The following is a 24,167-nucleotide window of genomic DNA, read 5'->3' as shown; positions in this document are numbered from 1 at the left end:
GCGAATCCTCGGCGGGAATAATTTAAAGTTGCCGGTATCCCGGACACCTGCGAAGAAGCATCCAGGATCAAACGGCTTATCGGGGCTATGGGTCAGCGCTGCTTGGCTATTTTTACCCAGTCCAATCTGGCTGAAAGTCCGTAGTAGTTGTTATCCACTGCCGACACGAACTCGATGACATTGCGCCCGGTCTTGAGCAATTGCGGATTCAAATCGCCTCCGAAGCTGCCGTCCGCGCTCCACTGCACCGGTATGACGGTACCGTTGACCAAAACCTGCATTTCGGCACGAATTTTTTCATTGGCAAATGCGTTGAACAGACCACTGATTGCGTATGGCCCCGGGGTCGGCGCCAGGTCAAAATTCAGTGTGGCATGGGGAGCGTTTTTCCAGGCGGACGAGGTATGCCCGACTCGGCTTGCCTCCCATTCCGTGTTGCGCCAGCCAGATCCTGCAATAGGCGCGTCCAGGCTCCAGTATTTGCCGAAGCCCCAGAAGTATTCGTCTCGGTGTTCCTGATTGCGGAACGTGAAGAAATTGAACCACGGTGCGCTTTCAGTAATGCCATGCAGTCGTGCTGAAATTGGCAATACATTGGAGGCAAGGTTGCGACGGTAGACCTCCAGTTCCGGCGTAGTCGGTGTCGGATCTGGTTTGCCAACGGCGACCGTCACGACGTCGGCTTTTGCCAGTTTCCTGTCAGGTAGTTGCTGCGTAGTCGCAACTCCCGGGCCGCCAGCGGGGGTTGGATAGTGAAATGTCCAGCCCTCTGCGGTTTGTTCACAGGTACCCTTGCGTGCCAGCGAGTCGGTTTGCTGCCATTCATGACTCGGCATATAGCAAACCTCGAGAGTGTCGACAGGCTTGCCGTAGATGTGGAAAAGAACCGCTGAAAGATTGGGGTTCAAGAACATCCAGTCATGGTTCAGCTCATTGGAATAATCAAGGATCACCAACGTTTTATTGACAGCATTGCCATCGAAATTTTCGACGATGTCTTTCAGCACGCGTTGTTGTCTTTGCGAAATGTCGATGTAGTGCTGAAACTGGAATAGCTGGGCCGCCAGACCTGTGCAGACAAGCAGTGCGGCCACAGCCGTGCTGGCGATCTTCGAATAACGGTCCACAGCGACAAACAGGGCGAGGAAGAACAGGGTTGCGCCAGGCGCTGCATAGAGGAAGGTCCGCTGGCTGACCGACATGTGGGCGAGGTTGAAAATGAAGGGCAGGTAGCCCATGCAAATCAGTAACAGGCCAACGACGATCATGCGACCCAGCATGGACCAGCTACGGCCGTTTTCGTTTGCGGGAGTCAGGGCGGTCGACTTACGGGCGACGACCTGGATCAGAACCAGCAGCACCAGAGTGGCGAGGGCCAGATACCAGTAGCTGCTGATTTCGCGGAGCGTGATGCGTACAGCATCTATCCAGCCACCGATGATGCTGTGTCCCAGGCCCAGAGTGAAAATCTTGCTGTAGTGGCTCTTCAGCGAGGCCAGGGCGCTATCGCCGACGACTGCGCCCTGATAGGTCTGGACCAGCGGAGCGGTATGGATGACGTAGGCGATGTAGGCGACCGCTCCAGCGGCCCAGATCAGGTAGTGGGCGAAAAATCGCTTGAGATGGGGTATCAGGCCACTGAAGCCGACTTGAACGAAAACGACCAGTGCGGGAATAGCGGCCAGCAGCAAGGCGACTTCATACATTGCGCAGCCTGCAGCGAGCAGGAGGCTGGAGAGAATGCTGAATGTAAAAGCGCGCGCGCGACTGCGCTGGTCAAGCGCATGCAAAAAGGTGACGCTGGCGAGCAGAACCAGACTCAATGCCCAGTTGATGTGAATCGATCTGAACGACAACTGCATGGTGTCGGCAGGAAAAACGATGACCAGAATGCTCGCCAGCATGCCCCATTTCAAAGCACCCGTGATGCGGGTTGTGATGACGCTCAGTGCCCATCCCTTGATGACCAGGGCGATGATCAACAGCACATGCCAGTAATTGAACGTGTCGGGGTCCAGAAAGTAGCCCAGAGCGTGAGGGAAAATTGTCAGTGGGCGCAGCGCATGGGCCGGCATCGCACTGGTGACATCGGTGACGAAAAACACGCCGATCCTGCTGAACAGACCGATGACACCCCATTCTTCGAGCAGGCCTGTCAGCGCGAAGCCAAACGGCAGCCACATGAAAAAGACTGTCAGTATTGCCGGGCCGAAATGCGCCAGCAAAGTCAGCGCCGTTCTGTGTTGCAACGACGACGTCGGCGTGAACGCCAGATTAGTTGATGTCATGGGGCGCCTGTTAATCCTTCGCGGGCTTGGTTTTATGAGTTGCCTTAAGAACGACTTTGTTTAGAAGGTAACTTGAGGGTAGGAGAAGTAATATGACCAGAATCGGTGCGACAGCCTTGTGCATATTCAAGTGCTCGACCAGCACATTGAGTAACACTGCGCCGAGTACGTACTGCACGAGATAAATGGTCGGATAAACAAGCATGCCGATCACCGAGTGCTCGACCTTGAACACGACTTTCGAGTTGAAGAAGTAGGCAAAGACTATTCCGGCAACATAGGCGATCGCATAGGCTATCTGGTAGTTGATCACATAGCTGAGCAACAGATAGAGGCAGTAAGTTATTCCGGTATTGAGCCCGCCGCCGATCAGGAAGCTGATCCAGCGGCGAACTTGCGGATTGTTTTTCAGTGTGGTCACGGCGCGCTTTTTTGGCAGTCAGCTTGGTGAACTCTGAATAATCACGGATGTAATCGTCAGCTTCGTAATAGTCCGAGGTGAACACCAGCAGTACCGCATCTTCGGAATATTTGTACTGGATACCCCAGGTCAGTGGCGGCAGATAGATGCCTTTGTTCGGAGCGTCGAGCAACACTTCGGCACGGTTGGTGCCGTCATCTACCACCACTGCGCAGCTGCCTTTGACGCAAATCAGGAACTGGTGGCACTTGTGGTGGGCATGCTCGCCGCGGGTTTTCTGGCTCGGAACATTGAACACGAGAAAATAACGTTTGGCGGTAAACGGGATTTCCTTGTGGAACTCACCTACGGAGAGGTCGCCGCGCATGTCCGCAATGTATTTGAAGCGGTGGGTGGTGACATCGCCGACGCCGATACGCACTACCGCATCATCCTGCTCCTGGGTTTTGACAGCAGGAGTCTTGGTGGCATCACTGGAAGCGGAGTTTTCCACGTAGCCTGTTATACGGGCCGGAGAGCCGGTCACGATGGCGTACGGAGGTACGGATTTGGTAACGACCGCACCTGCACCCACCATTGCGCCGGTACCGATGGTGACGCCGGGCAGAATGACCGCGCCGCCGCCAATCGAGGCGCCGTCCTGGATGACCGTCTGCGAAAACGTCTCCGGATATACCTTGGAGCGTGGGAATTTGTCGTTGGTGAACGTGGCGTTCGGGCCGATGAATACGTCGGAGCCGATCCGCAAGCCGTCCCACACGTAAACACCGGACTTGATGGTAGTGCGATCACCAATCACCACGTCATTTTCAATCAGCGAGTGCGAGCAGACGTTGACGTCGTCACCAATCACCGCGTCCGGAAAGACCACAACGTATTGCCAGATGCGTGTGTTCTTGCCGATCTTCGAACTCTTTACATCGGCGCTGGCGTGGATGAACGGCTCAGTCATTGGAATGTTCCTTGTTGTCGAGTTTCATGCAGACGATGGCAAGCGGACGCTGCTTGCTGTTTTCGTAGGCGCGCCAGGCATAGGTGCCCACGAGCCCAAGGCCGAGCAGATTGAGTGTGCCCAACAAGAGCACCACCAGCATGGTGGCGGCATACCCTGGCACCTCGATAGCTCCAGACAATTTCGCAATGATCACCATAAAGCCGATGAACAGCGAAATGAGCGAGCCCATGGCGCCCATGCGTGTGAGCAGTCTGATCGGGTAATCGGTAAACGCGAACACACTGTCCATCATGTACTCGAGCTTCTTCTTGAAGGTCCACGCCGATTTGCCTTCCAGGCGTGTCTGCCGTTCGTATTCGATGAACTTGCGCCGAAAGCCGAGCCAGAAAATAAGCGCAATCAGCGACGAGCGCGACTCGTTCAGCTGCAGCAACTGCTCGCGAAACGCCTTGTTGCAGCCGAAGATGTCGACCCCTCCTGCAGGCATGTCGTGCACCACCAGGCGGCGATACAGGCCCCAGAAGATCGACGACGCCATCCGGCTGGAGAACGGATCCTGGCGGGCATTGCGCGTACCGATGGCAACGTCGCATTCATCGTTGGACAGCGACTTGAAAAAACTGATCAAGAGTTCTGGCGGCTCTTGCAGATCGGCGGCCATCACTCCGAAATAATCACCCTTGGCAGCCATCAGGCCGGTGCGAATGGCAGGGAACGACCCGAAGTTGCGCGAGTGCGCGAGCAGTTGTGCAGAAAATTTCATGCTACCCAAAGCCTGTTTGAGCAACAGGAACGAGTCATCAGGGCTGCCATCCACCACAAACACCACCTCGAGCTGATTCTCGAGTGTGGTGTTCATGTCGGTCAGAGCCTGGATCAGCCGGGGAATCGAATCAGCGTTTTTATAGACTGGAACGATGACGGAATATCTCATGCAGTCCATCCATTGGCGGCTGCAATCACGTTGCTGACTTCGGCGTCGGTCATTTCCGGATAGCAAGGCAGCGTGAGGATGACCGAAGCCAGTTGCTCGGTGTTGACCAGGTTGAGACCGGCGAACTGTTGGCCGAATACCGGCTGCTTGTAGTCGGGGATCGGGTAGTGCACGTCTGAGGCGATCTGCGCTTCACGCAGGTGTTTTTGCAGAGCGTCACGTTTCGGCGACTTGATCACGTACAGGTGGGCAACCGAGGCCAGGCCCGTGTCTGGCGAGTGGTTGATGTCACCGTGGCGAATCTCGGTGCGGTAGCGCTGGGCGATTTCGCGGCGGCGCGCATTGCCCTCATCAAGGTGCGGCAGAAATTCGGACAGGATGGCCGCCTGCATTTCATCGAGGCGACTGTTGCGGGCGCCTGCGAGCTCCACGCAATACTTGGATGACCACCCGTATTGGCGCAATTGCGCAACACGCTGGGCAATTGCAGCCGAATTGGTCACGACAGCGCCGCCGTCGCCCAGGGCTCCGAGATTCTTCGTTGGATAGAAGCTGAAACTGGAAGCGTCCCCGAAGGTACCCACGCGTTGACCATCGCGCTCGGCGCCATGAGCCTGGGCGCAATCTTCCAGCAGAGCAACCTTGTGCGTCGCGCAGCACGCCGCGATGGCCTTGATGTCCGGCACTGCGAGACCGTACAGGTGGGTAACGACAACGGCTTTGGCCCCGGCTTCGATCGCTTGCTCGACGCTCGCCAAGGTGACCACATGAGTGTCCAGGTCGACATCCATGAACAGCGGAGTTGCGCCGATGGCCAGTACCGATGTGGTGGTGTACATGCCGGCATTGGCCACTGTAGCGACCTGATCGCCTTCAGCGACACCGAGTGCCTTGAGCGCCAGCTCGATGGCGTCGGTTCCATTGGCGACGCTGATGCAATGGCCAGCCTGCAGATACTCAGCGAATGCTGTTTCAAAGCGTTTGACTTCCGGCCCTAATACCACCCAACCGCTGTCGACCACGCGCTGCACCGAAGCGTTAATCTGCGACTTGAACTTGTCGATCTTCGCTGCGAGGTTGTTGATCTGTTGCATGGGTGCTCTCCATTTCGAAGCAAAAGGCGTCTGCTATCTTGATTTTGGCCGGTGTTAGCCGAGATTTGACGTGATGGCGGAGCTGAAATCCTGTAGCTGCGAGCGCTCCGATCACTTTTCCGCACGGATTCTATCCGTACCCTGAGCCCGCTCCAACAGCAAAGTGCAATTAGCGCCAGTGTTTGGCTTTGCGGTAGATGCAGCTTGCAGGACTGCTATCGCCACAGAAGTGGCTATGAAGTCGTCGATTCAATAAACTGCCCGCCTCGTGCGGTAGCCGATCGGATTTTCCTGGCGTCGCGCCAGAAGCGCGGTTCCGTCACTTGCAACAGCGTCGCTGCAGTGTGTGTGCAGTATCCATTTCTTCCAAGGGTCGCCCATGAGCACCAAGACATTTCTGGTAACGGGTGGCAGCGGTTTTGTGGGCCGGGCATTGATCGGCCGATTGCTTGCGTCAGCGGACTGCCATGTCGTGGCCCCTCTGCGCCGCGCCGAAACGGCTATGGATCCTCGCATGCATGCGGTCCAGTGGTCCGGTCTTGGCCGCGGGCAGGATCTATCGGAGGCAATGCAGGGCGTCGATTGCGTCATCCATACCGCGGCGCGGGTTCATATCATGAACGAGGTGGACGCCGATCCGCTGGCAGCGTTCCGTCTAGCCAATGTGCAAGGCACTCTGGATCTCGCTCGGCAAGCCGCGGCGGCCGGAGTGCGGCGTTTCATCTTCGTCAGTTCGATCAAGGTCAACGGGGAGGGCACTGCGCCCGGGCACGTGTACACGGCCGATGACCTACCTGCGCCGGTCGATCCATACGGCATCTCCAAGCACGAAGCCGAACAGGCGTTGCTGTCTTTGGCCGCGGGCACCGGCATGGACGTGGTCATCATCCGCCCGGTGCTGGTCTACGGCCCGAGCGTCAAAGCCAATTTCCTCAGCATGATGCGCTGGCTATATCGCGGCGTGCCACTGCCGTTCGGTGCCGTCGACAATCGGCGCAGCCTGGTGGCGCTCGATAATCTGATCGATCTGGTGCTGACCTGCGCCGAGCACCCGGCAGCTGCAAATCAGGTGTTTCTGGCCAGTGATGGTGAAGATGTCTCGACCACTCAGCTGTTGCGCAGGCTCGGCACCGCGCTTGGCAGACCGGCCCGGCTATTGCCGGTCTCCGTCGGTTTCATGAGCGGTGTGGCCAGATTGCTGGGCCGTGAAGCGCTGTCGCAAAGACTCTTCGGTTCTTTGCAGGTCGATATCAGCAAGAACCGCCAACTATTGAACTGGGTGCCTCCAGTGGCCCTTGATCGCGCCTTGAACCTGACGGCGCAACATTTTCTGGATACTCGCCAACAATGAATTACGGATGGTTCATCGCGATCATTGCGCTTCTCTCCCTGACACTGACCTGGGCTTTGCGTCATTACGCTCTGGCAAGAAGCCTTATGGATATTCCCAATGCGCGAAGCTCGCATTCGGTGCCAACCCCGCGTGGTGGCGGGGTGGCGATTGTTCTGACGTTCTTGTTGGCGCTGGTGTATCTGCTGTGGCGGGATTTGATTGCGTTCGCGCCGTTTATCGCTATCGCCGGGGCGGGGGCGCTGGTCGCCGTGGTTGGGTTCATGGATGACCATGGACACATCGCTGCACGCTGGCGATTGCTGGGGCACTTTGCCGCGGCGACCTGGTTGCTCTGGTGGATGGGCGGACTCCCTGCCCTGCAGTTCTGGGGCGTGGTGGTCGACCTGGGTGTTGTCGGTCATGTGCTGGCGGTGTTTTATCTTGTCTGGCTGCTCAATCTGTACAACTTCATGGACGGTATTGACGGTATCGCCAGTGTCGAGGCCATTTGCGTATGCCTCGGCGCCTGTCTGCTTGGCTGGCTGGGTGGTTGGCCGCAAGTGGTCTGGGCGCCGCTGCTGCTGGCGGTGTGCGTCGGCGGTTTTCTGTTCTGGAATTTTCCGCCCGCTCGAATCTTCATGGGCGATGCCGGCAGCGGATTTCTCGGTATCGTGCTGGGAGGCTTGTCGCTGCAGGCGGCATGGCAGAGTGCCGAGCTGCTATGGGGCTGGCTGATACTGCTCGGCGTGTTTATTGTCGATGCGACATTCACGCTGTTTCGGCGCTTGCTGCGCGGCGATAAAGTTTATGAGGCGCATCGCAGTCACGCCTATCAATATGCCTCTCGTCGGTTTGGCAGTCATCTGCCCGTCACTATTACCGTTGCCGTGATCAATATGTTCTGGTTGTTGCCGATTGCCGTGGCCGTTACGCATTTCGGACTGGACGAGAGCCTGGGCGTTATTGTCGCCTATGCTCCTCTGCTGTGGCTTGCAATCGCATATCGCGCCGGCGAACTGGAAAAGAACTGAAAGGCCACCGCGTCACGGCTCTGTCATTTGGGTTTACAGTGCATGCCAGCAGTTCAGCAGAGGAATACAGCAGTTGAAGGGAGAAAACTGAGTGTTTGAAGAGTTGATGGACAAGGTTCGGGAGCGGCTCGTCGCATTGCCGAGGCGACGCAAACGCCTGATTCAGGTGGCAACGGACATCGTCCTGGTCTGGGCAGCCCTGTGGCTGGCGTTCATCGTCCGCCTGGGCATCGACGACATGTATAACCCATTCAGAGTGCATGTCTGGCTGTTTGTCTGCGCCCCCGTCGTCGCTATCCCCCTTTTCATTCGCTTCGGCATGTACCGGGCTGTCATGCGGTATTTCGGCAATGACGCGCTGATTGCCATTATCAAGGCGGTAAGTCTTTCTTCGCTGATCCTGGCCGTTGTCGTGTACTGGTACAGCAACCACGAGGCCGTGGTACCGCGTTCGATCATTTTCAATTACTGGTGGTTGAGTCTGGTCATCATTGGCGGACTGCGCTTGTGTATGCGCCAATACTTCATGGGGGACTGGTTTACTGCAGCGCAACATGTGCCCTTCACCAATCGTGATAACGGCTTGACGAAGGTTGCCATTTACGGCGCCGGCGTCGCCGGCAATCAGCTGGTTGCCGCGTTGCGCATGGGCAAGGTCATGCGCCCGGTGGCTTTCATTGACGATGACGCCAGTATCGCTGACCGATCGATCTCGGGTCTGCATGTCTACAAGCCCAAGCACATTCAAGAAATGATCGACGTTACCGGTGCCCAGGAAATCCTGCTGGCCCTGCCATCCTCCACCCGGGCCAGACGGCGGGAGATTCTCAACCTGCTCGAGGGTTTTCCTCTGCATATCCGCAGCGTGCCGAATTTCACCGATCTGGCCAGCGGAAGGGTGAAAGTCGAAGACATTCAGGAAGTCGACATCGCTGACTTGCTGGGGCGCGACGCCGTGCCAGCGCAACCGGACCTGCTGCAACGCTGCATCAGGGGCAAAGTCGTCATGGTGACCGGTGCTGGTGGCTCGATCGGCTCAGAGCTGTGCCGGCAGATTTTTGCCTTGGGCCCGACCACACTACTGCTGTTCGATCACAGTGAATTCAATCTCTATAGCATTTTGTCCGAACTGGAGCAGCGTGGGTGCAGGGAGTCGGTCAAGGTGCGTCTGTTGCCCATCCTCGGTTCCATTCGCCATCCGGACAAGTTGCTGGATGTGATGAAAACCTGGCAGGTCGACACGGTTTATCACGCAGCGGCTTACAAACACGTACCGATGGTCGAGCACAACATTGCCGAAGGTGTGCTGAATAACGTGATCGGCACCTTGAATACCGCGCAAGCAGCCCTGCAGTCAGGTGTGGCCAATTTCGTGTTGATTTCTACCGACAAGGCCGTTCGCCCGACCAATGTGATGGGCAGTACCAAACGCCTCGCCGAACTGGTTCTGCAAGCGTTGAGCCACGAGATCGCTCCAGTCCTGTTTGGTGACAAGGCCAACGTTTCACGGGTCAACAAAACCCGCTTCACCATGGTGCGATTCGGCAATGTGCTGGGGTCTTCCGGTTCAGTGATCCCGTTGTTCCACAGCCAAATCAAATCTGGTGGTCCTCTGACGGTGACCCATCCGAAAATAACCCGCTATTTCATGACCATCCCCGAGGCGGCCCAATTGGTGATTCAGGCTGGCTCGATGGGACAAGGCGGCGATGTGTTCGTGCTGGACATGGGCGAGCCGGTGAAGATCGTCGAGCTTGCCGAGAAAATGATTCACCTCTCGGGTCTGAGTATCCGCTCCGACCGCAACCCGCAAGGCGACGTCTCCATCGAATTCACAGGGTTGCGTCCTGGCGAAAAGCTCTACGAAGAGTTGCTGATTGGCGACAACGTCGCCGCAACCCCACATCCGATGATCATGAGTGCCAACGAAGACCATTTGTCTTGGGATGTGTTGAAAGCGCGGCTGAGCGAATTGCTCAAAGCCGTCGAGAGAGATGACTACATCCGTGTCCGCCAGCTCCTGCGTGAAACGGTCAGCGGCTACACCCCCGATGGCGAGATCGTTGACTGGATCTACCAGCAACGTCGTCTCGAGCCTTGATTGTTTCACATCCTGTAACGCTCGCATTTTTGACTTCGCTCCATCATGGCCTACGTTTGAAGAGCAGCTTGGGAAAAGCTGCTTTCTAAAACGATGATGGAGCGTCACTTATGCGTACCGGTTATTTCTACTCGCTGATCTTTGCTTTCCTCACCACTGCCTCGATCGCCGCGATTGCGGCACCTGAAGCGCCTTCGCCGACGCCGAAGGCGCCTTTGCTGGTGGATGCAGCGGCGCCTTCCCAGACTGCCAAGGTCGATCTCAACGGCGCGGATGCGGCAACGTTGCAAAAGGAGTTGGCGGGTGTGGGAGAGGCGAAAGCGCAGGCGATTGTTGCGTATCGGGATACAAATGGTCCGTTCGCGTCGGTGGATGAGTTGCTGGAGGTGAAGGGGATTGGTAAGGCGATTCTGGATCGAAATCGTGAAAAGCTGGAAGTGAACTAAGCTGACAGTTCAACGCCGAGAGGCCGGTCATTGACCGGCCTTTTTATTGGGTGCCGATCTGGTCGATGCCTGAACGCTGAAAATTACGGGTATCATATTGCGCCTTCATTATGCCTATAATAATTTCGCTCGGGACTGATTCAGCAGCTGAATCGCAGTACACCGATGCACGTCGAATTTTGAATTGATAAGGGGTCACCACAATATGAACCAACGTCGAGTCGTCGTTACGGGCATGGGCCTGGTTTCACCCTTGGGCAGTGATGTTGAAATCGTCTGGCAGCGTTTGCTGGCCGGTCGTTCCGGGTTGCGCAACCTGCCAGACGCGGTTGTGGCTGATCTGCCGACCCGGGTCGGCGGCAGCGTGCCGACGGTGGAGGAGGATGCCGAGGCCGGGTTTGATCCGGATCGTGCGACGCCGCCCAAGGAACAGAAGAAGATGGATCGCTTCATCATGTTCGCCATGGAAGCGGCGCGGCAGGCGCTGGAGCAGGCAGGCTGGCATCCGGCGGACGCTGAAAGCCAGGAGCGGACCGCAACAATCATCGGCTCGGGCGTCGGTGGTTTCGGTGCCATTGCCGATGCCGTGCGTACCACCGACAGCCGTGGCCCGCGGCGTTTGTCGCCGTTCACCATCCCATCGTTTCTGGTCAATCTCGCGGCCGGTCATGTGTCGATCCAGCATGGCCTCAAAGGGCCGTTGGGCGCACCGGTTACCGCATGTGCCGCCGGGGTTCAGGCGATCGGCGATGCGGCGCGGTTGATTCGCGCAGGTGAGGCGGACATCGCTGTATGTGGCGGTGCTGAAGCTTCGATCGATCGCGTCAGTCTCGCCGGTTTCGCGGCGGCGCGGGCGCTGTCCAGCGGTTACAACGACACTCCTGAAAAAGCCTCGCGTCCTTTCGACAGTGGGCGCGACGGTTTCGTGATGGGCGAGGGTGCCGGCCTGCTGGTCATCGAATCGCTGGAGCATGCTCTGGCGCGTGGGGCGAAACCGCTGGCCGAACTGGTCGGCTACGGCACCACCGCCGATGCCTATCACCTGACCGCCGGGCCGGAAGATGGCAGCGGCGCGCGGCGGGCGATGCAATTGGCACTGGCTCAGGGCGGTGTGACGCCGGAGCAGGTGCAGCATCTCAACGCACATGCGACGTCGACGCCGGTCGGCGATTTGGGCGAGTTGGCGGCGATAAAGGCTGTGTTTGGTACGCAGGACAAGATCGCCGTGACTTCAACCAAATCCGCCACCGGTCATTTGCTTGGCGCTGCGGGTGGGCTGGAGGCGATTTTCACGCTGCTGGCGATTCGTGACCAGATGGTGCCGCCGACGCTCAACTTCGAAAACCCGGATCCGGCGAGCAAAGGTGTGGACATTGTCCATGGCGAGGCACGGTCGATGGCGATCGAATATGCCTTGTCCAACGGCTTCGGTTTTGGCGGGGTCAACGCGAGCGTGCTGTTCAAGCGCTGCGAAGGTTAATCGCTCGATTGCTTGAGATGTTCGCGGGTGACGTCGAGGATGCGCTGAGCGAAGTCGGCATTCGCGACGCTGCGTGACAGCAGCAGTGCGCCGGCCAGGGTCGCCATGATGACAATGCTGCGATCGGCGCTGTTCTCGCCTTCGAGCGTGCCTTGAATTTGTTCGAGGCGAGCGTTGAGGACTTCGTCACTGGTGGGGCTTGGCTGGCCGCGCAGGCCCAGTTCCGAGGAAATGGTCAGCAGCGGGCAGCCCTCTTGAGGTGAGGTCTGATGCCACTGCGACAGGTAGGTGTCGATAAAGACCTGCAGCGGGTTTTCCTGCGCGAAGATTTCTTCGCACAGGCCCGCGACTTGCTCGCCGGCCTCTTGCAGGGCTTTTTCGACCAGTTCTTCCTTGGATTTGAAGTGCGAGTAGAAACCGCCATGTGTCAAGCCTAGGGCTTTCATCAAAGGCTGCAGGCCGGTGGCGCCGATGCCGTCCTTGCGAAAGCGCGCCGAGGCTTCCTTGATGATGCGCTGATGGGTCTGGGCTTTGTGATCTGGCGAGTAACGCATGTGGAGCTCTCCGCGACGATGCTGCCATCTTAACCACGGAAGATTAAATGGTGACTGTACTTCCAAAATCTAAACAGCCGGCGGGTAAGTCCGATTGCGCTGGAAAAACAAACCCCGCCATGGCGGCGGGGTTGGTGTCAGCGGTCCTGTGCGTCCTTGGCGTCCGCTTCGGCATTGCGCTGTGCGACGCGCTTGCGTTCTTCATCGGTCAGTTCGACCTTGTTGGCGGTGTCGCGCAACATCATCAATCCGCCAACAATCGAGCCGATCGCAACGACCAGAATCAACCAGGCATACCAGGGCATAACGGCTCTCCTTAAGGGCAGCTCGACGGGCGAGGACTTCGCCGTGCGATGCTGCATACCACCTTTGAGCGAAACGACTTCGCAGTGGTTCCATTCTAGGCCGCTAATGCCCGGCACACCCGAACGGCGTCACAAACCGGTCAACATCGCATCCGCCGGCGCATCGGCGCGCAGTTGCCCGGTCAGCATGAAGTAGCAGAACCCCACCGCCATGAAACCGAGGAAAATCAGCCCGATCAGTGTGTTGAACCACGCCATCGCTACCAGGCAAACCACCGCCAGTATCAGCGCAATCATCGGAACCAGCGGATAGCACGGCGCGCGGAAAGTACGTTCCAGATTCGGTTCCGATTTACGCAGTTTGAACAGGCTGAGCATGCTCATGATGTACATCACGATCGCGCCGAACACGGCCATGGTGATCATCGCTGCGGTGAGTGTCATGCCGCCGAGGTTGATCAGGCCGTCGCTGTAGATCGCCGCGATGCCGATGAGGCCGCCAGCGATGATTGCCCGGTGTGGGGTCTGAAAGCGCGACAGTTTTGCCAATGAGGCAGGCAGGTAACCGGCGCGGGCGAGGGCGAAGAATTGTCGTGAGTAGCCGAGGATGATGCCGTGAAAACTGGCGACCAGGCCGAACAGACCGATCCAGACCAGCATGTGCAGCCAACCGGAGTTGTCGCCGACCACGGTTTTCATCGCTTGTGGTAACGGATCGTTGATGTTGGCCAAGGTGCGCCAGTCGCCTACACCGCCCGCGAAGAACATCACGCCCATGGCCAGCAGCACCAGGGTCAGGATGCCGCTGATGTAGGCTTTCGGGATCGTGCGTTTCGGGTCCTTGGCTTCTTCGGCGGCCATGGCGGCGCCTTCGATGGCGAGGAAGAACCAGATCGCGAAGGGAATCGCCGCGAACATCCCGGCAATCGCCGGTGCGCCGAAGACGTCAGAACCGGCCCAGCCATTCAGTGCAAAGTTGCTGAAGCTGAACGCCGGCGCGACCACGCCCATGAACACCAGCAACTCAGCCACCGCCAGCACGCAGACGATCAGCTCGAACGTCGCGGCCAGTTTCACTCCGAGAATGTTCAGGCCCATGAACACGATGTACGCGCCGACCGCCGCGTGTTTCGGGTCCAGTGCCGGAAATTGCACATTCAAGTAAGCGCCTATCGCCAGAGCAATCGCTGGCGGGGCGAAGACGAATTCGATCAGTGTGGCCAGTCCGGCGATCAATCCGCCTTTTTCGCCAAACGCGCGGCGGCTGTAGGCAAACGGCCCGCCGGCGTGGGGAATCGCGGTGGTCAGTTCGGTAAAGCTGAAGATAAAGCAGGTGTACATGGTCGCGACCATGAATGAAGTCACCAGAAATCCCAGCGTACCGGCCACGCCCCACCCGTAACTCCAGCCGAAATATTCCCCGGAAATCACCAGCCCCACGGCAATGCCCCACAGGTGCAACGTGCCCAGCGTGGGTTTGAGTTGTGTGTTCATGCGCTTGCTCCCGCAATGGTTGGAAAGCTCGGGAGAGGGCATGTGCAGTGGACGTGCCATTACGCTGAAACAAGTCGTAATGAGTTCAAAGCTGTCGCAGCGGGGATGATTGGCGCTGAATGTGTGGGTTTTGTGCGCCAGTTGGGAGCAGCGGAGTCTGTTATGCCGTCTTCGCGAGCAAGCCCGCGATGAGGCCCGCCCTGACGCTGCAAAACCTGCTGTAACGCCGGCATAAACCCACTCTTTACGCTTTCTTTATGCCCCGCCACACCCCTCGCTCTCGTTCCTTTACAGCCTCCTTCCCGACAATCGCTGCACACACGGCAATACGCCGTTACACGGAGATCTTCCATGAGCGTTCTGGACGGGGTGTCACTGCTGTTGGCAGTGGGGCTGTTCATTTATCTGTTGGTTGCGCTGTTGCGCGCGGACCGGAACTAGGAGCGGCTATGCACAGTTATGACTATTGGCTGATCCTCGGGTTTTTTGCGCTGGTCTTGCTGCCAGCGCCGTTCCTTGGGCGCTTCTATTACAAGGTGATGGAAGGCCAGCGCACTTGGCTGACGCCGATTCTCGGCCCGGTCGAGCGCGGTTGCTATCGTCTTGCCGGGGTCGATGCGCAGGCGGAGCAGAGCTGGCAGAAATACACGCTGGCATTGCTGGCCTTCAACCTTGCCGGTTTCCTGCTCCTGTTTGCGATTCTGCTGTTCCAGGATCACCTGCCGCTGAACCCGCAAAACCTGCCGGGCCAGGAATGGACCCAGGCGTTTAACACCGCGGTCAGCTTCATGACCAACACCAACTGGCAGTCCTACAGCGGCGAAGCGACCCTCAGCTATCTGAGTCAGATGGTCGGCCTCACTGTGCAGAACTTCGTCAGCGCCGCCACTGGCCTCGCCGTGCTGGTCGCGTTGTGCCGTGGCATCGGGCGCAAATCGACGAAAACCCTGGGGAATTTCTGGGTCGACATGACTCGCGCCACCCTCTACGGCCTGCTGCCGCTGTGCCTGTTGCTGGCGCTGTATCTGGTCTGGCAGGGCGTGCCGCAGACCTTCGCCCAGTATGTAAATGCCGTGACCCTGCAAGGCGTCGATCAGGTGATCCCGCTCGGCCCGGCCGCCAGTCAGATTGCGATCAAGCAACTGGGCACCAACGGTGGCGGTTTCTTCGGCGTCAACTCGGCGCATCCGTTCGAGAACCCCACCGCGTGGAGCAACCTGTTCGAAGTCGCTTCGATCATCCTGATCCCGGTGGCACTGGTGTTCACCTTCGGCCACTACGTCAAGGATCTGCGTCAGAGCCGCGCGATCATCGCCTGCATGTTGGCGTTGTTCCTGATCGGCGGTGCGACGTCGTTGTGGGCTGAGTATCAGCCGAATCCGACCCTGAACAACGCCGCCGTTGAGCAGACTGCACCGCTGGAAGGCAAGGAAGCGCGCTTCGGTACCACCGCGACGGTACTGTGGTCGGTGACGACGACGGCGGCTTCGAACGGTTCGGTCAACGGCATGCACGACAGCCTCAACCCGCTGAGCGGCATGGTTGCGCTGGTCAACATGATGGTCGGCGAAGTGATCTTCGGCGGGGTCGGCGCCGGGCTCTACGGCATGTTGCTCAACGTGCTGATCGCGGTGTTCCTCGCCGGCCTGATGATCGGTCGGACGCCGGAATACCTCGGCAAGAAGCTTCAAGCGCGTGAGGTGCAATTGCTGGTCGTAACCTTGTTGGTGATGCCGGTCGGCGTGCTGGTGCTCGGCGCCATTGCGGCCACGATTCCCAGCGCTGCGGCAACCATCAGCAACCCCGGCCCGCACGGTTTCAGTCAGTTGCTCTATGCCTACACCTCGGCCAGCGCCAACAACGGCTCGGCGTTCGGGGGCCTGAGCGCGAACACGCCGTTTCACAACCTGATGCTGGGTCTCGGCATGTTGATCGGCCGCTTCGGCTACATCCTCCCAGTGCTGGCACTGGCCGGTAGCCTGGCGATGAAGAAAAGCGCACCGGTCGGCCAGAACAGCTTTCCGACTCACGGCCCGCTGTTCGTGACCCTGTTGACCGTGACCATTTTGCTGGTGGGCGGCCTGACGTTCTTGCCGACGCTGGCGCTCGGTCCTATCGCCGAACATTTAAGTATGGGCTTCTAAGGAATCCATCATGAATATGCCTGCAATCAAACCCGCCGCCGTCAAAGCGCCGGAACAAGCCAAAACCGCGATCTCGGCCCTGTGGCGTCCGGCGCTGGTGCAAGCCTTCGTCAAGCTCGACCCACGACAACTGGCGCGTTCGCCGGTGATGCTGGTGGTCGAACTGACGGCGATTTTCACCACTGTGCTGTGCTTCCTTCCGGATGCCGACGTGCCGACCTTCGTCGCCGCGCAAATCGCTCTGTGGCTGTGGTTCACCGTGCTGTTCGCCAACTTCGCCGAGGCCTTGGCCGAAGGTCGTGGCAAGGCCCGCGCCGACAGCCTCAAGGCCGGCAGCGAAGGCCTCAGCGCCCGCTGCCGCCAAGCCGATGGCAGCTTCAAGATCGTGCCGGCTGCCAATCTGCGCAAGGGCGACGTGGTGCGTATCGAAGCTGGCGAAATGATCCCCGGTGACGGCGAAGTCATCGAAGGCATCGCGGCGGTCAACGAAGCGGCGATCACCGGTGAATCGGCGCCGGTGATCCGCGAGTCCGGCGGCGACCGCTCGGCCGTCACCGGCAACACGCGATTGGTGTCCGACTGGCTGCTGGTGAAGATCACCACCAACCCCGGTGAATCGACCCTCGACCGGATGATCGCCCTGGTCGAAGGCGCCAAACGGCAGAAGACCCCGAACGAAGTGGCGCTGGACATCCTGCTGATCGGCCTGACCCTGATCTTTCTGCTGGTGGTCGTCACCCTGCAACCGTTCGCGCATTTCGCCAACGGCAGCCTGCCGCTGGTGTTCCTCGTGGCGTTATTGGTCACGCTGATTCCGACCACCATTGGAGGACTGCTGTCGGCCATCGGTATCGCCGGGATGGATCGGCTGGTGCGTCTCAACGTGATCGCCAAATCCGGTCGCGCAGTGGAAGCGGCGGGTGACGTGCACGTGCTGTTGCTCGACAAGACCGGCACCATCACCTTCGGCAACCGTCGCTGCAGCGCAGTGTATGCCGCGCCGGGTGTGACCGGCCGTGAGCTGGCCGAAGGCGCGCTGTTCGCCTCGCTGGGCGACGAAACCGCTGAGGGCAAATCGATCGTCGAGTTCCTCCGTGGCCTGCATCCGCAACCGGAGCCGGCCCCGGATACCCTGACCGCCGTGCCGTTCAGCGCGGAAACCCGCTTGTCCGGCGTCGATTATCAGGGCCGCGTGTATCGCAAAGGCGCGGTGGATTCGCTGCTGGCGTTTCTCGGTCAACAGCGTAGCGATCTGGCCCCGGCGCTGGCGCGGGAAATCGGCAAGATTGCCCAGAGCGGTGGCACGCCGTTGCTGGTCTGTGCTGACGGCAAATTGCTTGGCGCGATCCATCTCAAGGACGTGGTCAAGCCAGGCATCCGCGAGCGTTTTGCCGAGCTGCGCAAACTGGGGATTCGCACGGTGATGGTCACCGGCGACAACCCGCTGACCGCTGCTGCGATCGCCGCTGAAGCCGGCGTCGACGATGTGCTCGCCGAAGCCACGCCGGAGAAGAAACTCGCGCGGATTCGTCACGAGCAGAACGACGGTCGCCTGGTCGCCATGTGCGGCGACGGCGCCAACGACGCCCCGGCGCTGGCCCAGGCAGACGTCGGCATGGCCATGAACGATGGCACGCAAGCGGCACGTGAAGCGGCGAACATGGTCGACCTCGACAGCGACCCGACCAAGCTGCTCGACGTGGTGCAGATCGGCAAGGAATTGCTGGTGACCCGTGGCGCGCTGACGACCTTTTCCATCGCCAACGACATCGCCAAATACTTCGCGATTCTGCCGGCGCTGTTCGCCTCGATTTACCCGCAGCTGGGCGTGCTGAACATCATGCATCTGAGCAGTCCGCAGAGCGCGATTCTCTCGGCCATCGTCTTCAACGCGCTGATCATCGTTGTGCTGATTCCACTGGCATTGCGCGGCGTGCGGGTGCAGGCGGCGAGTGCGGCGGCGTTGCTGCGGCGCAATCTGCTGATCTATGGCGTCGGCGGGATTGTCGTGCCGTTCGTGGGGATCAAGGTGATCGACATGCTGCTTACGGCGTTGCATCTGGTGTAACGCTTTCGCGAGCAGGCTCGCTCCCACCTGAAACTGCATTCCCCTGTGGGAGCGAGCCTGCTCGCGAAGAATGCGCCACTGCTTATCTGACTCAACACAGTACTGTTTTCTGAATCGAGGATTCTGCAATGTCCACAACCCTACGCCCGGCCCTGACCCTGTTAGCGCTAATGACCCTGATCACCGGCGTCGCCTATCCACTCGCGGTCACCGGCATCGCCCAGGTCGCCTTTCCCGACCAAGCCAACGGCAGCCTGATCCACGACGCCGACGGCAAAGTCCGCGGCTCGTCGCTGATTGCCCAGGATTTCAGCGGTGACAACTGGTTCCACCCACGGCCATCCGCCGGGGCTTTTGCCACGGTCGCCAGCGGCGCCAGCAACCTCGCGCCAAGCAATCCGGCCCTGGCGACCCGCGTGATCGAAGACGCGCAAAAACAACAAGTCGCTGGGCAGGGGCCGGTGCCATTGGCCTTGCTGACCACCTCCGCCAGCGGCCTCGATCCGCACTTGCCACCGGCGGCAATTGCCTATCAACTGGCGCGTGTCGCGGCAGCGCGCAATCTGCCGGTGTCGACCTTGCAGCAATTGCTCGATAAGCACATCGAACAACCGCTGGTGGGGCCGCCGGTGGTGAATGTGCTGGAGCTGAACCTGGCACTGCAAAACCTGTAATTCAGTTGATACCGATCGTTCCCACGCTCTGCGTGGGAATGCATCAATAGACGCTCTGCGTCTGCTTTTATGGGACGCAGAGCGTCCCGGGCTGCATTCCCACGCAGAGCGTGGGAACGATCAAACCTCAGAAGAAAGAGAGCATCCCCAGCATGAGCGACTCCGGCCGCGCCGACGCACTGTTAGCAGACCTGCCCCGCGCTGGCCGTGGCCGGCTCAAGGTTTTTCTCGGGGCGGCGCCCGGGGTCGGCAAGACCTACGCCATGCTTCAGGCCGCGCACACGCAACTGCGCCAAGGCGTGAAGGTTCTCGCCGGCGTGGTCGAAACCCATGGCCGCGCCGAAACCGAAGCCTTGCTCGGCGGCTTGCCGCAGCAACCGTTGGTGCGCAGCGAATACCGTGGCGTGCTGCTCGAAGAAATGGACCTCGACGGCTTGCTCGCGGCCAAGCCGAAGCTTGTGCTGGTCGATGAACTGGCTCACAGCAACGCCCCCGGCAGCCGCCACGCCAAGCGCTGGCAAGACATTCAGGAACTGCTCGCCGCCGGCATCGACGTGTTCACCACGGTCAACGTCCAGCACCTGGAGAGCCTCAACGATCAGGTGCGCGGCATCACCGGCGTGCAGGTGCGCGAAACCCTGCCGGACTGGGTCTTGCAGGAAGCTTTCGAGCTGCTGCTGATCGACCTGCCGCCGCGTGAATTGCTCGAGCGTCTGCGCGAAGGCAAGGTCTACGTACCGGAGCAGGCCCGCGCCGCCATCGACGCTTTTTTCACCCAGACCAACCTTACCGCCCTGCGTGAACTGGCAATGCAGACCGCTGCCGCGCAGGTCGACAACGATCTCGCCCAAGGCTATCGCCAACTCGGTCAGGCCGCGCCGGCTGTGCGCGGGCGTTTGCTGGTCGGCGTCGATGGTGATGCGCAGGCCGAACGGCTGGTGCGTCACGCCAGTCGCGTCGCCCAGCGTCGGCATCTGCCGTGGAGTCTGGTGCATGTCGACAACGGCAGCGCTCGGGATGAGCAATCACGCTTGCGTCTGCAAAGCGCCCAGCAACTGGCCGAACGCCTCGGCGGCGAAGTGGTGCTGTTGCGGGCCGGCGAAGTGGCGAAAACCCTGATTCAGCACGCTGGCGAACGCCGCGCCAGTCTGCTCTTGGTCGGCCAGTCGCGGCCACGCTTGCGCCGTCGCTTGTTCGGCGGAGGCCTGGCGGCGCGCCTGCTGCGTCAGGCTCACGGTCTGGAAATCAACGTCCTCGACCGTGACCACCAACAGCATCAACCGCGCCCGCGCAATCCAGTGACGCTGGTGTGGTTCGACTACGCGCTGGCGCTGGTCGCGACCTTGTTGGCCACGGCCTTGGCCTGGGCGGTGTCGAGTGTGTTGCCGTTGCCGAACATCTCCTTGGTGTTTCTCGCGGCGGTGTTGCTGGTGGCGGTGCGCAGCAGTCTCGGCCCGGCGCTGGCCTGTGCGGCGCTGTCGTTTCTCACCTACGATTTTCTGTTTATCCCGCCGAATTTCTCGTTCAGCATCCAGCGCGAAGAAGACGTGCTGACGCTGCTGTTTTTCCTGTTGATGGCGGCGCTCACCGGCAATCTCGCAGCACGGCAGCGGCGACAATTGCAGGCCTTGCGCGATACCCAGGAAGAAACCAGCGAACTGCTCGACCTGTCGCGCAAACTCACCGCCGCGACCGATCGCCAAGCCGTAGTCAGCGCCGCTGCGCAACACCTCGAAGGCTGGAGCGATTTGCAATTGTGCCTGCTCGACCGCGACGGCCAGGGCGGCTGGAAGGTCGAAACCGGCGGACCGCTGCAATTCACCGAGGCCGAACGCGCCGCCGCCGATTGGGCCTGGCAACACGATCAACCGGCGGGCAAGGGCACCGGCACCTTGCCGCTGGGGCGTTGGTGGTGGTGGCCGTTGTCGGTCGAGGACGGGCCGCTGGCGTTGCTTGGTGTTTGCGCCAAGGAAGGCCAGAGCTTGAGCGGTCAGCGCCGACGTTTGCTCACTGCGCTGAGCCAGCCGTTGGCGCAAGCCCTGGCCCGCGCGCAATTGGCCGATGACCTCGAAGCGGCGCGTCTGCACGGCGAAACCGAACAATTGCGCAGCGCCTTACTGGCCTCGGTGTCCCACGATTTGCGCACGCCGCTGACGGCCATGCGCGGCAGTATCGATAGCCTGTTGGCTCTCGGCGAAGCGATCCCGCTGGAGGATCGCCGCGAGTTGCTCGAAGGCACCCGCGATGAGGCCGAACGCCTCGACCGCTACATCCAGAACCTGCTCGACATGACTCGGCTCGGACACGGCGCCTTGAAGCTGGCGCGGGACTGGGTATCGCCGGCCGATATCGTCGGCAGTTCGCTCAATCGCCTGCGCGCCGTGCTGGCGCCGCTGCAGGTCAGCACCGAAGTACCGGCCGAATTACCGCTGCTGTATGTGCACGCGGCGCTGATCGAACAGGCGCTGGTCAACGTGCTGGAGAACGCCGCGCGCTTTTCGCCCAGCCATGGTCGCCTTCAATTGCGTGCCGGCGCCGATGAGCAGGAGATTTTCTTTTCGGTCAGCGATGAAGGCCCGGGGATTCCCGAAGACGAGCGAGCTAAGATTTTCGATATGTTCTACACCGCCGCGCGCGGAGATCGCGGTGGTCAGGGCACGGGGTTGGGCCTGGCGATCTGTCAGGGCATGGTCGGCGCCCACGGTGGGCGTATTTCCGTGGCTGACGGCATCGACGGGCGTGGCACTTGCATCACCTTGCACCTGCCGTTGCAGGCGCAACCGGGGCTGGACGGTGAAGCTTGAAGTCGACTGCGCTACTCTCTTGCCACTCTTTTGTGTTGATGTGAATTCATGAGCCAGACCGCGACCATTTTGGTCATCGACGACGAACCGCAGATCCGCAAATTCCTGCGCATCAGCCTCGCTTCGCAAGGCTACAAAGTGCTCGAAGCGGGCACCGGCGCTGAAGGCCTGGCGCAGGCCGCGCTGAGCAAACCGGACCTGGTGGTGCTCGACCTCGGCCTGCCGGATATGGACGGTCAGCAGGTCCTGCGCGAGTTGCGCGAGTGGGCGACCACGCCGGTGCTGGTGCTGTCGGTGCGCGCCAGTGAAGTGCAGAAGGTCGAAGCGCTGGATGGCGGCGCGAACGACTACGTGACCAAGCCGTTCGGCATCCAGGAATTTCTCGCCCGGGTTCGCGCGTTGTTGCGTCAGGCTCCGGCGGGGAGGTGCAACCGGCGGCGCTGAGTTTTGGCCCGTTGACCGTGGATCTGGCCTATCGGCGCGTGCTGCTCGACGGCGCCGAAGTCGCCCTGACCCGCAAGGAATACGCGGTGCTCGCGCAACTGGCGCGGCATCCGGGGCGGGTAATCACCCAGCAGCAATTGCTCAAGGATATCTGGGGGCCGACGCACACCGAGGACAGTCATTACCTGCGGATTGTGGTCGGGCATCTGCGCCAGAAACTGGCGGACGACCCGACCCGGCCACGGTTTATCGTGACTGAGGCGGGGGTTGGGTATCGGTTGTTGAGTGAAGCTGGCTGATCTGACGCCTTCGCGAGCAGGCTCGCTCCCACAGGGGAATGCATTTCAAATGTGGGAGCGAGCCTGCTCGCGAAGAGGCCATCAAATACTCCGAAAAATCCGCATCAGTTCAACCCTGCTCCTGCTCATACCGATCCAGCGTGTCACTGGCAATTTCCCGACCCAGCGCGATCAATTCCGGCGCCTTGTAGAACTCGAAAAACCGGCACACCCGCTTCGGCACGTTGATCAGGATATCCGGGGGATACCCGGCAATCTTGTACTGCGCCAGTGAGGTCTGCATGACCTCGAAACTCTGGTTGATCAGATCCAGCAACGACGCCGGCCCGACGTTATCGATGATGAACGAACCGGTGGCGGATTTCGGTGCGCCCTCGCGTTGCGGGGCGGCGGCCGGTTGCTGGCTTTCCGGCTCGACGCCTTCGAGCCACGGATTGATCTCCGCCGCTTCGGCGCGCAACGCTTCCTGTTCCAGCTTCAACAATTGCTCGGCCTGTTTACGGCGGAATGGCAACTTCGAACCCAGGGAGTTGATCAGGCTGTCGAAGCGCGAGCGGAACGCCGCTGGCCGCTCGATCACTGGCAATTTGTATTGACGCTGATTGGTGGCGTTGAGGTTGACCGCGATGATCAGATCGCAGTGACTCGATACCACCGGAACGATCGGCAACGGATTGAGAATGCCGCCGTCGACCAGCATGCGGTTGCCCTGCATCACCGGGGTAAACAGGCTGGGAATCGCCGCAGAGGCGCGCATTGCCTGATGCAGGCAGCCTTCCTGAAACCAGATTTCCTGCTGATTGGTCAGGTCGGCGGCGACGGCGGTGTAGGGGATGCGCAGGTCTTCGATGTTGATCTCGCCGACGATCTTGCGGATCTGCCCGAAGACCTTTTCGCCGCGAATCGCGCCGAGACGGAAACTCACATCGACCAGGCGCAGCACGTCGAGGTAATCAAGGCTTTCGATCCAGCGGCGGTACTCATCCAGTTTGCCGGCGGCATAGATGCCGCCGACCACCGCGCCCATGGAACAACCGGCAATGCAGGCGATGTCGTAGCCGCGTTTTTCAATTTCTTCGATAACGCCGATATGGGCATAGCCCCGGGCGCCACCGGAGCCCAGCACCAGTGCGACACGCTTTTTCATCAAACTTCCTCCGGACAAGCCTGCACAATGCACGCATCGGCCAAGCGGCTCAATCGCCAAGGTCGTTGCGCGGAGCGGTGACGTCGTTTTTCGTTCGCGGCGCAAGCTTGCGCGCTATGCTCTGCGCCACGGGGTTTGCCCGGCTGGCAAG

Annotated in this window: 18 protein-coding genes and 2 pseudogenes; 11 read left to right on the top strand and 9 right to left on the bottom strand. The window is 60.0% G+C overall.

The window, feature by feature from the left end; translation table 11 throughout:
- Positions 1 to 92 precede the first annotated feature (92 nt).
- The 5 genes and pseudogenes from ACZZZ4_RS00715 to ACZZZ4_RS00695 all read right to left on the bottom strand — a co-directional run bounded on the left by ACZZZ4_RS00715 (position 93) and on the right by ACZZZ4_RS00695 (position 5,692).
- The gene (locus ACZZZ4_RS00715) at positions 93 to 2,288 is read right to left on the bottom strand and encodes a hypothetical protein (RefSeq protein WP_129997329.1); all 2,196 of its coding nucleotides are present in this window, start codon (positions 2,286 to 2,288) and stop codon (positions 93 to 95) included.
- A gap of 10 nt (positions 2,289 to 2,298) precedes the next feature.
- Positions 2,299 to 2,709 carry a GtrA family protein gene (locus ACZZZ4_RS00710; RefSeq protein ID WP_235374471.1) on the bottom strand — a complete coding sequence of 137 codons (411 nt, stop codon included), beginning with the start codon at positions 2,707 to 2,709 and terminating at the stop codon, positions 2,299 to 2,301.
- Between the two features lie 31 nt (positions 2,710 to 2,740).
- A pseudogene (locus ACZZZ4_RS00705) lies at positions 2,741 to 3,661 on the bottom strand (WxcM-like domain-containing protein); the annotation flags it as partial.
- Complete coding sequence (locus tag ACZZZ4_RS00700) at positions 3,654 to 4,598, bottom strand: glycosyltransferase family 2 protein (protein ID WP_039759989.1); 945 nt, start codon at positions 4,596 to 4,598, stop codon at positions 3,654 to 3,656. The pseudogene ACZZZ4_RS00705 and the gene ACZZZ4_RS00700, both read right to left, overlap by 8 nt.
- The gene (locus tag ACZZZ4_RS00695) at positions 4,595 to 5,692 is read right to left on the bottom strand and encodes a DegT/DnrJ/EryC1/StrS family aminotransferase (protein WP_039759986.1); all 1,098 of its coding nucleotides are present in this window, start codon (positions 5,690 to 5,692) and stop codon (positions 4,595 to 4,597) included. Before ACZZZ4_RS00695 ends, ACZZZ4_RS00700 begins: the two co-directional genes overlap by 4 nt.
- 379 nt (positions 5,693 to 6,071) lie before the next feature.
- Between ACZZZ4_RS00695 and ACZZZ4_RS00690 the strand changes: the two genes are divergently transcribed.
- From ACZZZ4_RS00690 to fabF, 5 genes are all read left to right on the top strand, one after another.
- The gene (locus tag ACZZZ4_RS00690) at positions 6,072 to 7,043 is read left to right on the top strand and encodes a UDP-glucose 4-epimerase family protein (RefSeq protein WP_463547037.1); all 972 of its coding nucleotides are present in this window, start codon (positions 6,072 to 6,074) and stop codon (positions 7,041 to 7,043) included.
- Positions 7,040 to 8,056, top strand: coding sequence for an MraY family glycosyltransferase (locus tag ACZZZ4_RS00685; protein WP_463547036.1), 1,017 nt, complete (start codon positions 7,040 to 7,042; stop codon positions 8,054 to 8,056). Before ACZZZ4_RS00690 ends, ACZZZ4_RS00685 begins: the two co-directional genes overlap by 4 nt.
- A 106-nt stretch (positions 8,057 to 8,162) precedes the next feature.
- On the top strand, positions 8,163 to 10,157 hold the full coding sequence (locus ACZZZ4_RS00680; RefSeq protein ID WP_415763998.1) for a polysaccharide biosynthesis protein: 1,995 nt from the start codon (positions 8,163 to 8,165) through the stop codon (positions 10,155 to 10,157).
- A 110-nt stretch (positions 10,158 to 10,267) separates the two neighbouring features.
- Positions 10,268 to 10,603, top strand: coding sequence for a ComEA family DNA-binding protein (locus tag ACZZZ4_RS00675; RefSeq protein ID WP_463547035.1), 336 nt, complete (start codon positions 10,268 to 10,270; stop codon positions 10,601 to 10,603).
- Positions 10,604 to 10,808: 205 nt separating this feature from the next.
- On the top strand, positions 10,809 to 12,083 hold the full coding sequence (fabF, locus tag ACZZZ4_RS00670; RefSeq protein ID WP_463547034.1) for a beta-ketoacyl-ACP synthase II: 1,275 nt from the start codon (positions 10,809 to 10,811) through the stop codon (positions 12,081 to 12,083).
- Here the strand turns inward: fabF and ACZZZ4_RS00665 are convergent.
- The 3 genes from ACZZZ4_RS00665 to eat form a co-directional block, all read right to left on the bottom strand.
- A complete protein-coding gene (locus tag ACZZZ4_RS00665) occupies positions 12,080 to 12,637 on the bottom strand; it encodes a TetR/AcrR family transcriptional regulator (protein ID WP_129997325.1) in 558 nt (185 codons plus the stop codon). The two genes, fabF and ACZZZ4_RS00665, sit on opposite strands and share 4 nt — an antisense overlap.
- 137 nt (positions 12,638 to 12,774) lie before the next feature.
- On the bottom strand, positions 12,775 to 12,942 hold the full coding sequence (locus ACZZZ4_RS00660; RefSeq protein ID WP_016770901.1) for a DUF2897 family protein: 168 nt from the start codon (positions 12,940 to 12,942) through the stop codon (positions 12,775 to 12,777).
- A gap of 129 nt (positions 12,943 to 13,071) precedes the next feature.
- A complete protein-coding gene (eat, locus tag ACZZZ4_RS00655) occupies positions 13,072 to 14,436 on the bottom strand; it encodes an ethanolamine permease (RefSeq protein WP_310405719.1) in 1,365 nt (454 codons plus the stop codon).
- 351 nt (positions 14,437 to 14,787) lie between these two features.
- Between eat and kdpF the strand changes: the two genes are divergently transcribed.
- The 6 genes and pseudogenes from kdpF (at position 14,788) to ACZZZ4_RS00625 (ending at position 22,869) form a co-directional block, all read left to right on the top strand.
- Complete coding sequence (kdpF, locus tag ACZZZ4_RS00650; RefSeq protein ID WP_007899818.1) at positions 14,788 to 14,877, top strand: K(+)-transporting ATPase subunit F; 90 nt, start codon at positions 14,788 to 14,790, stop codon at positions 14,875 to 14,877.
- Between the two features lie 8 nt (positions 14,878 to 14,885).
- Positions 14,886 to 16,580, top strand: a complete 1,695-nt coding sequence (gene kdpA, locus ACZZZ4_RS00645) for a potassium-transporting ATPase subunit KdpA (RefSeq protein ID WP_039759970.1) — start codon at positions 14,886 to 14,888, stop codon at positions 16,578 to 16,580.
- Between the two features lie 10 nt (positions 16,581 to 16,590).
- Entirely contained in the window at positions 16,591 to 18,648 is a 2,058-nt protein-coding gene (gene kdpB / locus ACZZZ4_RS00640; protein ID WP_463547033.1) for a potassium-transporting ATPase subunit KdpB, read from the top strand.
- 128 nt (positions 18,649 to 18,776) lie between these two features.
- Complete coding sequence (gene kdpC / locus ACZZZ4_RS00635; protein ID WP_122611497.1) at positions 18,777 to 19,322, top strand: potassium-transporting ATPase subunit KdpC; 546 nt, start codon at positions 18,777 to 18,779, stop codon at positions 19,320 to 19,322.
- A 152-nt stretch (positions 19,323 to 19,474) separates the two neighbouring features.
- Positions 19,475 to 22,126 carry a DUF4118 domain-containing protein gene (locus ACZZZ4_RS00630; RefSeq protein ID WP_463547032.1) on the top strand — a complete coding sequence of 884 codons (2,652 nt, stop codon included), beginning with the start codon at positions 19,475 to 19,477 and terminating at the stop codon, positions 22,124 to 22,126.
- Positions 22,127 to 22,174: 48 nt separating this feature from the next.
- Positions 22,175 to 22,869: pseudogene (locus tag ACZZZ4_RS00625) on the top strand (response regulator).
- Positions 22,870 to 22,978: 109 nt separating this feature from the next.
- Here the strand turns inward: ACZZZ4_RS00625 and ACZZZ4_RS00620 are convergent.
- Positions 22,979 to 24,016, bottom strand: a complete 1,038-nt coding sequence (locus ACZZZ4_RS00620) for a patatin-like phospholipase family protein (RefSeq protein WP_463547031.1) — start codon at positions 24,014 to 24,016, stop codon at positions 22,979 to 22,981.
- Positions 24,017 to 24,167 lie beyond the last annotated feature (151 nt).

Source organism: Pseudomonas sp. AC252, assembly GCF_979258105.1.
This window is presented reverse-complemented; position numbering and strand designations above follow the sequence as displayed.

What these genes read in the sequence shown, in the direction of transcription:
- ACZZZ4_RS00630 (WP_463547032.1), top strand. Translation starts at nt 19,475, where the DNA reads ATGAGCGACTCCGGCCGCGCCGACGCACTGTTAGCAGACCTGCCCCGC.
- kdpF (WP_007899818.1), top strand. Translation starts at nt 14,788, where the DNA reads ATGAGCGTTCTGGACGGGGTGTCACTGCTGTTGGCAGTGGGGCTGTTC.
- kdpB (WP_463547033.1), top strand. Translation starts at nt 16,591, where the DNA reads ATGAATATGCCTGCAATCAAACCCGCCGCCGTCAAAGCGCCGGAACAA.
- kdpA (WP_039759970.1), top strand. Translation starts at nt 14,886, where the DNA reads ATGCACAGTTATGACTATTGGCTGATCCTCGGGTTTTTTGCGCTGGTC.
- ACZZZ4_RS00690 (WP_463547037.1), top strand. Translation starts at nt 6,072, where the DNA reads ATGAGCACCAAGACATTTCTGGTAACGGGTGGCAGCGGTTTTGTGGGC.
- ACZZZ4_RS00665 (WP_129997325.1), bottom strand. Translation starts at nt 12,637, where the DNA reads ATGCGTTACTCGCCAGATCACAAAGCCCAGACCCATCAGCGCATCATC.
- ACZZZ4_RS00675 (WP_463547035.1), top strand. Translation starts at nt 10,268, where the DNA reads ATGCGTACCGGTTATTTCTACTCGCTGATCTTTGCTTTCCTCACCACT.
- ACZZZ4_RS00680 (WP_415763998.1), top strand. Translation starts at nt 8,163, where the DNA reads ATGGACAAGGTTCGGGAGCGGCTCGTCGCATTGCCGAGGCGACGCAAA.
- ACZZZ4_RS00620 (WP_463547031.1), bottom strand. Translation starts at nt 24,016, where the DNA reads ATGAAAAAGCGTGTCGCACTGGTGCTGGGCTCCGGTGGCGCCCGGGGC.
- fabF (WP_463547034.1), top strand. Translation starts at nt 10,809, where the DNA reads ATGAACCAACGTCGAGTCGTCGTTACGGGCATGGGCCTGGTTTCACCC.
- ACZZZ4_RS00685 (WP_463547036.1), top strand. Translation starts at nt 7,040, where the DNA reads ATGAATTACGGATGGTTCATCGCGATCATTGCGCTTCTCTCCCTGACA.
- ACZZZ4_RS00715 (WP_129997329.1), bottom strand. Translation starts at nt 2,288, where the DNA reads ATGACATCAACTAATCTGGCGTTCACGCCGACGTCGTCGTTGCAACAC.
- ACZZZ4_RS00660 (WP_016770901.1), bottom strand. Translation starts at nt 12,942, where the DNA reads ATGCCCTGGTATGCCTGGTTGATTCTGGTCGTTGCGATCGGCTCGATT.
- eat (WP_310405719.1), bottom strand. Translation starts at nt 14,436, where the DNA reads ATGAACACACAACTCAAACCCACGCTGGGCACGTTGCACCTGTGGGGC.
- kdpC (WP_122611497.1), top strand. Translation starts at nt 18,777, where the DNA reads ATGTCCACAACCCTACGCCCGGCCCTGACCCTGTTAGCGCTAATGACC.
- ACZZZ4_RS00700 (WP_039759989.1), bottom strand. Translation starts at nt 4,598, where the DNA reads ATGAGATATTCCGTCATCGTTCCAGTCTATAAAAACGCTGATTCGATT.
- ACZZZ4_RS00695 (WP_039759986.1), bottom strand. Translation starts at nt 5,692, where the DNA reads ATGCAACAGATCAACAACCTCGCAGCGAAGATCGACAAGTTCAAGTCG.